Here is an 11,775-nt window from a genome sequence, read left to right as displayed (position 1 = left end):
CCTGATATTGTCCAATATTCAGGGGGCATTTCACGTTGCTCTTCCGGGGTCTCACCTGTTCCGCTAATCCCGTCGGAGTCTGCCCATTTCCCTCCACCCTCTACCGAAATTGACCTCCTTTACTTAGTTACAGGTAAGGTGAGTTTTCACTTGAGGAAGAAAAGGTTGTATTGAATTCCATATAGATTCTTAAACGTTTAAGTTTGTAGACAACTAGAGAACCGCAGGGCTTGTATGCACGGCGGTTTTATTTTTGAGTGTTATTGTGTAAATAGAAAAGAAGCACGGTTCCTTAAAGGGGACCGTGCTTCTTTGGTGTTAGACTGCAATATCTTTTTCAACGGCGTTCTTATCGTTAAACCGTTCGGTGTTCAGTTTTTTCAATACGCGGGAAGTGAGGGTCCCTGACGTCATGGATCCATTGACGTTAAGTGCTGTACGTCCCATGTCGATCAGCGGCTCCACGGAAATCAATAGTCCGGCAAGCGCGACCGGCAGGTTCATGGAAGAAAGGACAATCAAGGCTGCAAATGTTGCCCCGCCGCCGACACCTGCGACACCGAAGGAGCTGATGGCGACAATCAGTACCAGCTGGATCAGGAATCCGGGGCTGAGTGGATCGATACCGACGCTCGGTGCGATCATGACAGCGAGCATGGCCGGATAAATCCCTGCACAGCCGTTCTGGCCGATCGTGGCACCGAAGGAAGCAGACATATTGGCGACTCCTTCATCTACACCGAGGCTGTTCTTCTGGGCAGAGATGTTAAGCGGAATCGTTCCGGCACTGGAGCGGGAAGTAAAGGCGAACCCGAGTACAGGGATGACTTTCTTCAAATAGGTCATCGGATTTAATCCGAATGCTCCGATCAAGATCAGGTGGATAACAAACATGACACCTAATGCAACGTAAGAAGCTAACACGAATTTACCTAATTCCAATATTCCGGCGACGTCCGTCTGTGCAACGGTCGTTGCCATAAGACCGAGAATACCAATCGGCGTCAGACGAAGGACGAGGGTAACGATACGCATGACCACTGCGTAAACAGCGTTGATCCCTTTAATAAAGATTGCTGCCTGTTCCGGCTGTTTCCGACGGACGCCGAGGACGGCGATCCCGACGATAGCAGAGAAGATAACCACTGCAATCGTAGATGTTGCACGGTCTCCCGTCATATCAAGGAACGGGTTCGCAGGAAGGAATTCCAAAATTTTCTGCGGTGTGCTCAAGTCAGCAACTTCTGTTAGCGTGTCTTCTAAGTAAAGACCGCGATCCTGTTCGGCTTGACCGGCTTCGATTTCGCCTGCATCCAGACCGAAGAGTAGAGAGCTTCCGATACCGACGAGTGCTGACGACTGCTGTCGTACCTACAAGGATCCCGATGATCCACAAGGAAATCTTGCCGAGTTCCGAAGATTTTTCCAAGTTAATGATCGATTGGATGATCGAAACCATAACGAGTGGGATGACGATCATCATCAAGAGGCGGACATACCCGCGCCCTGCGATGTTATACCAATCAGATGTTTGAGAAACGACGTTGGAATCAGCTCCGAAGACGAGCTGCAGGTACACGCCGAGCAGTACTCCTAATCCTAAACCTGTAAACACGCGTTTACTGAACGACACGTGTTTTTGCTGCATACGGATAAGTACGAAAATAAAACCTAATAAAATGGCAATATTCAATAGAAGAAAAAATGTATCCATATTTTTGACCTCCTTTTATTTTTTAAAACCTTTAATCCTTATCAACTTTGTCAGGATTTAAACTTACAGGATGAACCAGTCCTTGTCAACCATGTATTCAGCATATCTGTATAAAAAGATATGTTACGGTAAATCAGGGTATGAAAGACGTTTGATTGACAAGAGCGGGCACATGTAATATATTTATCTTGAAACTGAGATAATAAGTGCGTTTTATGATATAGGAGGGAATGAAATGAACGAATTAAAAGGGATTCACCACGTAACTGCGATCACGAGTAGTGCAGAAAAGAATTATGAGTTCTTCACGTACGTACTTGGTATGCGTCTTGTGAAGAAAACGGTGAACCAGGACGATATTGAGACGTATCATTTGTTCTTTGCCGACGATGAAGGGAATCCCGGAACGGATATGACCTTCTTTGACTTTCCGGGCATACCGAAAGGAACACATGGAACGAATGAAATAGCGAGGACTTCCTTCCGTGTGCCTGATGATGAGGCGCTGGAATACTGGGTGAAACGATTCGATCGTCTGGATGTGAAACACAGCGGCATTAAAGAGAGATTCGGGCGCAGCGTGCTCCCGTTCGTAGATTTCGATGATCAGTCGTATGAGCTTGTGTCCGACGAGAAGGATAACGGCGTCGCTCCGGGGCAGCCTTGGAAGAAAGGACCGATTCCACTGGAATATGCCATCCGCGGCCTTGGCCCTCTGCACGTGCGGGTAGATAATGTTACCTATTTCAAAGAAATGCTGGAGAAGGTACTGCTGTTCCGCGAAGTCGATCAAGAAGGATCGTTCCACTTGTTTGAAGTTGGAGAGGGTGGGAACGGTGCTGCCGTGATCGTTGAGTACAATACGATTCTCCCTCCGGCGAGACAAGGCTTCGGTACGGTTCACCATGCCGCTTTTCGTGTCGAGGACAGAGAGGCGCTGCAGGAATGGATCGACCGTCTGCCGAAGTTCGGATTCCGCACCTCCGGATTTGTGGACCGCCATTACTTCGGATCGCTGTACGCTAATGTTGCACCACAGATTCTGTTTGAATTCGCGACGGACGGTCCTGGGTTCATGGGGGACGAGCCGTATGAAACGCTTGGCGAGAAGCTTTCTCTGCCACCGAAGCTGGAGCCGAAGCGGGAAGAAATAGAAAATTATGTCCGACCGATCGATACGGTCCGCAGTACCAAGGTATTGGAAAAAGAACAGGAATAAGAAGATATCCCTGATGCATCCCGCATCAGGGATATTTTTATTCCCAATCTCATACGGTTGGAGTAAACGGTCGGGGAGGGAAGGCATGTGGTACGCACACATTGGTTGTATCTGCCTGTAGAAATGAAAGCCCGGGAACTGCACGCCAAGCTTCTATTAGGCTATCATGCCTTGAAGGAAGGGTACTCCGTGCTGATCGGTGAACATAGAAAAGTGGAAGAAGCGTCCATGCAGCTTCCGCCGGGCGTTTTTCTTGCAAAAGGATGTACTCCGGGTTACCGGAAGAAAGTGTTGACCTCTGCAAAGGCCAATGGTCACGGTGTTATGGAACTGGATGAAGAAGGTTTGATTTTCTCTGATGCTTCCAGGTATATAAGGCAGCGGATGAGTGCCGGGCAGTTGAAAAACCTTGATTATATCTGCTGTTGGGGTCCGTATCAAAAACATACCATTGAACGGGCTTATCCGAATCTTCCTGTTCCCTGCACCATCACGGGCAATCCCCGCTTCGATCTTCTTAGTCCGGGATATCGGGGTATTTATCAGGAAGAGGCTGATCTGCTGAAGAAGACACACGGAAACTATCTATTAATAAACACTAGATTCCCCTTATATAACGGAAATAAAGGAATCAAAGAAGGAGATCTCTCGGCGGAGACTGCTATATGAAGGACTTATTTCATGCCTTTGTTTCCTTGGTCAGGCAGATGAGCAAAGAATGCAGCGACCGAACGGTTATTGTCCGACCTCACCCTGGAGAGAACAGCACGACATATGAGCGGCTTTTCAACCATCTCCCTAACGTGCGAGTCATCAGTGATGGTAATGTGATTCATTGGCTGCTCGGGGCGGAGGCTGTTATTCATAATGGATGTACGACGGGAATAGAGGCTTTCCTGCTCGACAAATTGGTGCTGGCATATGTTCCTTTTTCTTCCCCATTCGATGTTGACTTCCCGAATGATATCAGTACGCGTGCAGCAACGATCAACGAGCTGCAGAAGTGTCTGGATGAGAAACCACCTCCTTCGAAAGAAGCAGAACGAATCTTTTCCCGGTATTACGGGCTGACGAAAGGGGATGTATCCTGGCCGTATGTGCTCGATATCATAAAGCGTATATCTCCTCCCAAGGCTGCAGTGCCTAATATACGCCGTCTTCGCTTCGTGCCGGATAACCGAGAGAAAATACGGCATGTTTTTCCTTCATTGACGAAGCGTGAGCTGGATGCGTTTCTTTACAAAATCAGTTTTCAGGAAGGTGATCCGTTTTCTGTAAAGACACAGATGCTTGCCGACCGCCTCTTTCTTCTGTCACCATCCTGAAGTTGAAAGCGTTGAACCTCAAGGGTTGAGCGCTTTTTCTAATTCTTTGGTAGGCTGCAATCTATTATTTTCACCGAGTCCTTCCTTTGGAATATATATAGTAGTCAAGAGATATAAAAGTATGCCTTATTTCCCGAATGATTCACTAGTTTGATTTGATGGAAGGAAGAAGGGATGGAATGTTTTTTAAAGGAAAGAAGATTTTAATCATTGGAGGTACCGGAACAATTGGTTCCAGTATCGTGCGGCAGTTGCTGCAGGAGTCTCCTGCTGTCATCCGGGTATTCAGCCGTGATGAACATAAACAGCATGAGCTGCATAATGAACTGGGTCCAAGGCAGAATCTCCGGTTTCTTATCGGGGATGTAAGAAATTATGACCGAGTTCATACCGCTATGCATGATGTCGATTATGTGTTTCACCTGGCAGCGATGAAGCATGTTCCTGCCTGTGAATACAATCCATATGAAGCGGTGCTTACGAATGTGGAAGGGACTCATAATGTCATTAAGGCAGCACTGGCAAAGGATGTAGAGAAAGTCGTATTTACAAGTACAGATAAGGCGATTTCCCCGACGAATACGTATGGGGCGACCAAGCTGACCGCAGAACGTCTGATCACATCGGCGGAATACAGCAAAGGGAGCAGCCGTACGGTTTTTGCCAGTGTACGCTTCGGGAATGTCATGGGTTCCAGAGGATCCGTCATTCCGCTGTTTAAGAAACAAGTAGTCGATAAGAAGAAAATTACGGTGACGGATCGGCGGATGACCCGGTTTATGATGACGCTCGATCAAGCGACAAATTTGACGATACAGGCGTTGAAGGAAGCGAAGGGCGGCGAAGTGTTTGTGCTCAAGATGCCGATCATTGCCCTGGAAGATCTCTACACGCTCGTTATTAAGGAAATGTGTCGGAAGTATCAATGGAAGACTACAGACATTCAAATTGAGGAAATCGGACTTCGTCCGGGCGAGAAAATGTATGAAGAGCTGATGACAGAGGAAGAGTCGGTGACGGCATGGGAGCTCCCGGGGATGTATGTCATCCCGCACCCGATCAAGAAAGAACAAGCATATCGCAGCGCCAGGAAGGCGAAGCCGGGTACGTACAGCTCCTCCGGTCTTCCTCCCATTACCATAGAGGAATTATATCGCTTATTAAAAGAAGAGGGATTACTGTAAACAGGAAAGAGAGGAGGTTCGTATGAATATATTTGAAAGCAATTATTGGTCTGCTTATCTAGATTTTTTGGAAGATTTTCAAAGTCTTCAATATAAAGGGTACACCATTGCCCATCTTTGTCACTTCCGGAGTCTCATCGGCAAGAATGCTAAAGTGCTGGCGGCTCTTGAGAAAGCAACATTCAGGAAAGTGCTGCGTAATAGAGTGACAGACTCTACGCAGGTGCAGGCAGTTTTCAACCACTTTAAAGCGAGTCATCAAGTACCTGTGAATAAGAAACCGAATGGCAAGATCATCTTTCATGACGTGTACAACTTGATGAGAATTCCGAATGAAACGTACACGAAATATTTCCAAAAGCATCGAACGCTTATAGTAAAAGAGAAGGCAAGCAAATTAAAAGAAGAGAAGTTGAAACAGAAGAGCGCCATGAAAAAAGGTGCGCGGATGAAGAAGAAAGCACCTTCGAAGACGGTGAAGAGTGCTTCGCCACCGGTTCAATATTTCGATGCGTACCAGAAGCATCCCCGGACATCTGCGATCAGTCAGGCGAAACTGCATGCGACGAAATTGCTGAAGAAATTTCCAAACCATCCAATATATCAAGATGCCAATTTTAGAAAAGTACTTTGGATTCAAATCAGTAAAATCATTTTACGTGTGGAAGAAGCGACTCAGCTGTTCCGCTCTTTATCTGTATCCGCCATCGTCGTTCCTTCTACGCACTATCCGGAAAGCAGAACGTTCGTTATGGTCGCTGCCAAACATGGAGTGCCGACCATTTGTATGCAGCACGGCATCGTTTCCGGTGAATTCGGATACCTTCCGAAAATTGCAGATGTGGATGCTGTTTACGGCAGATTCGAAGTGGATTGGTATATATCGAAAGGGGTGAAACCGAAGGGCGTTGCCATTATCGGTCATCCTCGCTTCGATTTGATTCATAAGCCGGCAAAAAGCTCCAAAGCGAAGCTGGTCCGTCAGCTGGGGCTGGATCCGAAGAAGAAGACGGTACTTGTTATCGTACGCGGCGGTTCCCAGGTGAAAAGCTGGCGGAAGTTCCTCGATCGTCTGCACGGGAAGAGTAAAGTGAATATCATCGTGAAGGACTATCCGAGTTCCAAGTCCCAGCGTCTCGTCAAATCCAACCCCTATATATTCTCCGCGCAAGGTCTTCAACTTTATGACCTCCTTCATTTATCCGATGCTGTTGTGTCCTACTCCTCGACGGTCGGATTGGAAGCGATGCTTGCAAAGAAACCGGTATTCATTCTGAATGAACCGTTCCCCGGCTATTCGGGATACTATACGATTCTTGGGAAATTAGTCCAAAGCAACCCGGTGCGGCTGGCGGATCTCGTCACGTCCTACTTTCATACGAACGATATGAAAGTATATGTTCGTAACAAAGAGAAAGCGTTTCTTGACCGTTCTTATAATCAAAAACACCCTGCCGGCAAGCGGCTGGCTGGTCTCATTCATCATATGACTAATTAAGATGCTTCTTTCTATGAATAAAGCCCTTTTCTTAGAAATATGTATGGACAATATAAGGGAGGGGTGTGCATTTTGAACATTCTTGTGACAGGCGGCGCCGGTTTCATCGGCAGATGGGTCGTCCGAAAACTGCTGGAAGACGGGCACCAAGTATGGGTGCTGGATGATTTATCAAATGGACGTATTGAGAATATGGAAGAATTATTGTCCCATAAGAACTTTCGAGCGTTCATCCATGGCGATATCAAAGACGAAGCAACCGTGCAAGCCTTGTTTTATCCGGGGATCGACCTTTGTTATCATCTGGCTGCAAGCATCAATGTCCAGGATAGCATCGATGATCCGGTGACGACGTTCCATAACGATACTATCGGTACATTCTATCTGCTTGAAGAATGCCGTAAACGTAACGTGAAAATGGTATTCATGAGTACCTGTATGGTTTATGACAGGGCTGTGGACGACAAAGGGATTGCTGAAAGCGATCCGATCAAGCCGGCATCCCCGTACGCAGGCGCTAAAATTGCAGCGGAAAATATGGTGTTGTCGTATTATTACGCTTACGATCTCCCTGTGACAGTCGTGCGGCCGTTCAACACGTATGGGCCTTTTCAGAAGACGGGAGGAGAAGGCGGCGTAGTGGCCATCTTCATTAAGAACAAACTCCATGGTCTGCCGCTGCAAATTTATGGAGATGGACGTCAGACACGCGATTTATTGTATGTAGAAGACTGTGCCGGTTTCGTCGTGGAGGCGGGGTACCAGAGTGAAGTGGACGGCGAAATCGTCAATGCCGGTTTAGGAAGGGACATTTCCGTTAATGATCTGGCCGCATTGATCGTAGAAGATGAATCGCGTATTGAACATATCGAGCATATCCATCCACAAAGCGAGATTCCGAAACTTCTCTGTGATTACAGGAAGGCGAAGAGACTTCTGGATTGGGAGCCTGCCGTTACATTAGAGGAAGGCATCCGTCGGACGGAAGAGTGGATCAAGACGACTAAACTCATTTAAAGGGGAACGGTCCATTGGGAAAGTTAGCGATAGTAGGGGGGAAGCCTGTCCGTGATTCGATGCTTGCCTACGGCAGGCAGTTTATTGATGATGACGATATCGGCGCTGTCGTGAACGTCTTGAAAAGTGATTATTTAACGACTGGGCCGACCATCGAGCGCTTCGAAAAGGAACTCTCGGAATATGTCGGCTCTTCGTATGCCGTTACTTTCTCAAGCGGAACGGCTGCCCTGCACGCCGCATGCTTCGCTGCCGGTGTGACAGAGGGGGCGGAGGTGATCACGACGCCGATCACTTTTGTCGCAAGTGCCAACTGTGTCCTTTACAGCGGTGGGACACCTGTATTTGCGGACGTCGATCCGATTCATTACAATATCGATCCGGTATCCGTGGAAAAGCTGGTGACGGAGAAAACGAAAGCCATCATACCTGTCGACTTTACGGGACAGCCGGCAGACTATAAAGAGCTTCGAAGAATCGCCGACGAGAACGGGCTGGTGATCATCGAGGATGGTGCCCATGCCCTCGGAGCGGAATACGAAGGGAAGAAAGTCGGTTCGTTCAGCGATATGACGATGTTCAGCTTCCATCCTGTCAAACATATTACGACGGGAGAAGGTGGTGTGATCACGACGGATAACCCGGTTTTCTATGAGAAATTGAAGCTGTTCCGGACCCATGGCATCACTCGTGACACACATCAGCTCGAACAAAATCGGAAGTCCTGGGAATATGAAATGCAGTTCCTCGGCTATCACTACCGCATGACGGATATCCAGGCAGCTTTAGGAAGCAGTCAGCTGAATAAATTGGAACGCTTCCTTACTTTGCGAAGGGCGTATGCGGCGAAATATGACGAGGCTTTCCGCAACTTGGAAGGAGTCGAAATCCCATGCCAGCTGAAAGATACGAAATCAAGCTGGCATTTATATGTTCTTCGTTTAAGTGGGAAGCTTGCTCCGTTGAGGACGGAAGTGTTCGAATCCCTGCGGGCGGAAAATATCGGAGTGAATGTCCACTACATGCCTGTCCATCTTCAACCTCATTACCAACGACTTGGATATGGGCCGAACCAGTGCCCTGTTGCGGAGGAACTGTACGAACACATTCTCACACTGCCTCTATTTCCTGGAATGTCAGAGGCGGACGTGAAGGATGTTATTACAGCCGTCCGAAAAGTCGCCGGTCACTTCAGCGCGAAAGCAGGGAAACCATGAGGATCGGTTTCCGGGCTGATGCGTCCCGTTCCTTGGGGACCGGGCATGTGATGCGTTGTGCCACGCTCGCCGAACAGTTGAAGAAGCAGGGGGTGGATGTTTTTTTTATGTGCAGAAAACGTCCCGGGGACCTTGTGGATTGGCTGATGGAAGCCGGTATGGATGTTCATATGATCACAGGTGCAGACCCGGTGTCCTGGGAGGAGGACGCGGCTAGATGCGTGCAGGTTTTGGATAATATAGGAACGGTGGATTGGCTCGTTGTCGATCATTATCTGCTGGATGCCCGGTGGGAGGAAGTCTTGTCTGCCCGTGTCGGCGGGGTGATGGTCATCGATGATTTGGCTGACAGGCCTCATAGGTGTGGTGTGCTGCTCGATCAGAATTTGCACAAGGCTGGGGAAGCGGGGTATGCCAATCTCCTTCCACAAGGCGCCACCTGCCTTTTCGGTCCTGCGTATGCCTTGCTTCGTGAAGAATTCTATCATTATGACAAGAAGCGTAAAGAACGCTTGGGACGTCTTGATCGAGTGCTTGTTTCCTTCGGTGGCAGTGATCCGAATAACGATACTTGGAAAGTTGTGCAGGCGTTGAAGCGGCTTGCGGAAACACCGAAAGTCGATGTCGTAGTAGGAGGCGCTTATCCTTATAAACAGGAGCTCCGCAAATTCTGCCAACAGGAGAAAATGTCCCTGCACGTCCAGACGAAACGGATGGCTCGGCTGATGCAGCAGGCAGATGTAGCTTTCGGTGCAGGTGGGAGTTCTGTGTGGGAGCGGTGTTATATGAAACTCCCGACTGTTGTCATCGAAGCTGCTGATAATCAGACGGGTGTACTATCGGCCCTTAAAGAGAGGGGAGCGGTTTTATACTTAGGGAGGAGTGAGCAGGTGACGACCGATCAAATCTATGAACAGCTTGCCCTGTTGAAGAACGATCCGTCCCTTCTCGTCAATCTGTCAAGAGCGGCGGGGGCTTTAATGGAGAAGCATCGACCGCATGCCGTTGCAGACTTTTTGACAGGAAGGTCTCCTGATGACTGAGTACACGCTTAGAGATGTGGAAGAGAAGGACTGGAGGCAGATCTGGACGTGGCGGAACAGAGAGGAAATCCGCCGACATATGTATAACAATCAACCCATTGAGTGGGATAGTCATCTCGAATGGATGAAGAAAGAGCAGAAAAATACCCAGGCTCATGCGAAGATCTTCGTCTCCGGCAAACGTCCGCTTGGCTTTGTTCGATTTTCCGATATCGATCGTGTGCATAAGCGGTGTCTTTGGGGTTTCTATATCGGAGACCCGGCCGCGCCTAAAGGAGCAGGGACAGAGATGGGGAAGCTTGCCCTTGATTACATTTTTAAGCAGGAACCCGTCCAAAAAGTATGTGCAGAGGTTTTGTCTTCGAATACAGGCAGCGTTCGTTATCATGAGAAGCTTGGTTTCGTGCAGGAAGGAAGACTTTGCAGCCATTGGAACAGAGGGGGAGTGTTTCTTGACGTGATACTTCTGGCACTATTCAAGGAAGATTGGGAGGGGAAGGAATGGAGATGAAAGTGGGCGATCGGTATATCGGTGAAGCCCATCGGCCGTTCATCATCGCGGAAATGTCCGGGAACCACAATCAATCGCTGACGCGTGCCCTTGAAATCGTTGATCGCGCGGCGGACAGCGGTGCTGATGCATTGAAAATCCAGACATACACGGCAGATACGATGACGCTGGATCATAAAGGGGCAGACTTTGAAATTAACCAGCAGGACAGTTTGTGGAAGGGCAAGCGCCTGTATGATCTTTATAAGGAAGCTTATACACCGTGGGAGTGGCATAAAAAGATATTCGAGCGCTGCAGAGAACGAGGTATCATTGGGTTCAGTACCCCGTTCGACGCCTCATCGGTCGATTTCCTCGAATCGCTTCATGTCCCTATGTATAAGATTGCATCCTTTGAAAATACGGATCTGCCATTGATCGAGAAGGTCGCTGCCACAGGGAAACCGGTCATCATATCGACGGGGCTTGCGACAGTCGCCGAAATAGCAGAAATGACGGCTGCTGCGCGGGGAGCCGGCTGTCGGGATTTAGTGCTTCTGAAGTGCACCAGCAGCTACCCGGCAACTCCGGAGAATTCCAATATCCGAACCATACCTAATATGAAAGAAGTGTTCCGTTGTCAAGTCGGTCTATCGGACCACACCCTCGGTACAGGGGCGGCGGTTGCAAGTGTCGCTTTAGGTGCGTCCGTCATCGAAAAGCATTTCACCTTAAATCGTAAGGACGGAGGCGTGGATTCTCAATTCTCCCTGGAACCGGAGGAGATGAAAGCACTCGTCACGGAAACGGAACGGGCATGGGAAGCGCTCGGATCTGTTCGTTACGGACCGACAGACAGCGAAAAAGGGTCGGGCAAATACCGGCGCTCTCTCTATATTACAGAAGATATGAAAGCCGGTGATGTGTTGACAGAGTCGAATCTCCGGGCTATCCGCCCAGGATTCGGCATGCCGGTGAAATATATGGAAGTGCTGCTCGGGAAGAAAATCAATGCCGATCTGGTAAAAGGGACCCCGATGTCCTGGAAGTGGATTGGATGAAGGGAGG

General features: G+C 48.6%; 10 protein-coding genes and 1 pseudogene. 10 read left to right on the top strand and 1 reads right to left on the bottom strand.

From position 1 onward, the window contains the following. Positions 1-318: 318 nt before the first annotated feature. Positions 319-1,714, bottom strand: a pseudogene (locus tag D479_RS03305) (L-cystine transporter). Between the two features lie 235 nt (positions 1,715-1,949). On the opposite strand from D479_RS03305, the gene D479_RS03300 reads away from it, so the two are divergent. From D479_RS03300 to pseI, 10 genes are all read left to right on the top strand, one after another. Beyond that, a complete protein-coding gene (locus tag D479_RS03300; protein WP_008633597.1) occupies positions 1,950-2,933 on the top strand; it encodes a ring-cleaving dioxygenase in 984 nt (327 codons plus the stop codon). Between the two features lie 87 nt (positions 2,934-3,020). Further along, a complete protein-coding gene (locus D479_RS21165) occupies positions 3,021-3,602 on the top strand; it encodes a surface carbohydrate biosynthesis protein (RefSeq protein ID WP_039870655.1) in 582 nt (193 codons plus the stop codon). Further along, on the top strand, positions 3,599-4,258 hold the full coding sequence (locus D479_RS21160; protein WP_039870652.1) for a surface carbohydrate biosynthesis protein: 660 nt from the start codon (positions 3,599-3,601) through the stop codon (positions 4,256-4,258). Before D479_RS21165 ends, D479_RS21160 begins: the two co-directional genes overlap by 4 nt. A 179-nt stretch (positions 4,259-4,437) precedes the next feature. Then, positions 4,438-5,442, top strand: a complete 1,005-nt coding sequence (locus tag D479_RS03285; RefSeq protein WP_008633596.1) for a UDP-N-acetylglucosamine 4,6-dehydratase family protein — start codon at positions 4,438-4,440, stop codon at positions 5,440-5,442. A 22-nt stretch (positions 5,443-5,464) separates the two neighbouring features. Beyond that, complete coding sequence (locus D479_RS03280) at positions 5,465-6,940, top strand: spore coat polysaccharide biosynthesis protein (RefSeq protein WP_008633595.1); 1,476 nt, start codon at positions 5,465-5,467, stop codon at positions 6,938-6,940. 72 nt (positions 6,941-7,012) lie between these two features. Continuing rightward, the gene (locus D479_RS03275; protein WP_008633594.1) at positions 7,013-7,957 is read left to right on the top strand and encodes an SDR family NAD(P)-dependent oxidoreductase; all 945 of its coding nucleotides are present in this window, start codon (positions 7,013-7,015) and stop codon (positions 7,955-7,957) included. Between the two features lie 59 nt (positions 7,958-8,016). Then, the gene (pseC, locus tag D479_RS03270) at positions 8,017-9,174 is read left to right on the top strand and encodes a UDP-4-amino-4,6-dideoxy-N-acetyl-beta-L-altrosamine transaminase (RefSeq protein ID WP_152413306.1); all 1,158 of its coding nucleotides are present in this window, start codon (positions 8,017-8,019) and stop codon (positions 9,172-9,174) included. Then, a complete protein-coding gene (pseG, locus tag D479_RS03265) occupies positions 9,171-10,217 on the top strand; it encodes a UDP-2,4-diacetamido-2,4,6-trideoxy-beta-L-altropyranose hydrolase (protein ID WP_008633592.1) in 1,047 nt (348 codons plus the stop codon). Before pseC ends, pseG begins: the two co-directional genes overlap by 4 nt. Continuing rightward, complete coding sequence (gene pseH / locus D479_RS03260; RefSeq protein WP_008633591.1) at positions 10,210-10,728, top strand: UDP-4-amino-4,6-dideoxy-N-acetyl-beta-L-altrosamine N-acetyltransferase; 519 nt, start codon at positions 10,210-10,212, stop codon at positions 10,726-10,728. Before pseG ends, pseH begins: the two co-directional genes overlap by 8 nt. Beyond that, positions 10,719-11,768: a pseudaminic acid synthase gene (pseI, locus tag D479_RS03255; protein WP_008633590.1), complete on the top strand. Its 1,050-nt coding sequence runs from the start codon at positions 10,719-10,721 to the stop codon at positions 11,766-11,768. Before pseH ends, pseI begins: the two co-directional genes overlap by 10 nt. The last annotated feature ends 7 nt before the right edge of the window (positions 11,769-11,775 follow it).

Source organism: Halobacillus sp. BAB-2008, from assembly GCF_000328325.1.
Taxonomy (GTDB): domain Bacteria; phylum Bacillota; class Bacilli; order Bacillales; family Halobacillaceae; genus Halobacillus.
Note: the sequence above shows the minus strand (reverse complement) of the source record. Positions and strands in the feature narration are given on the sequence as shown.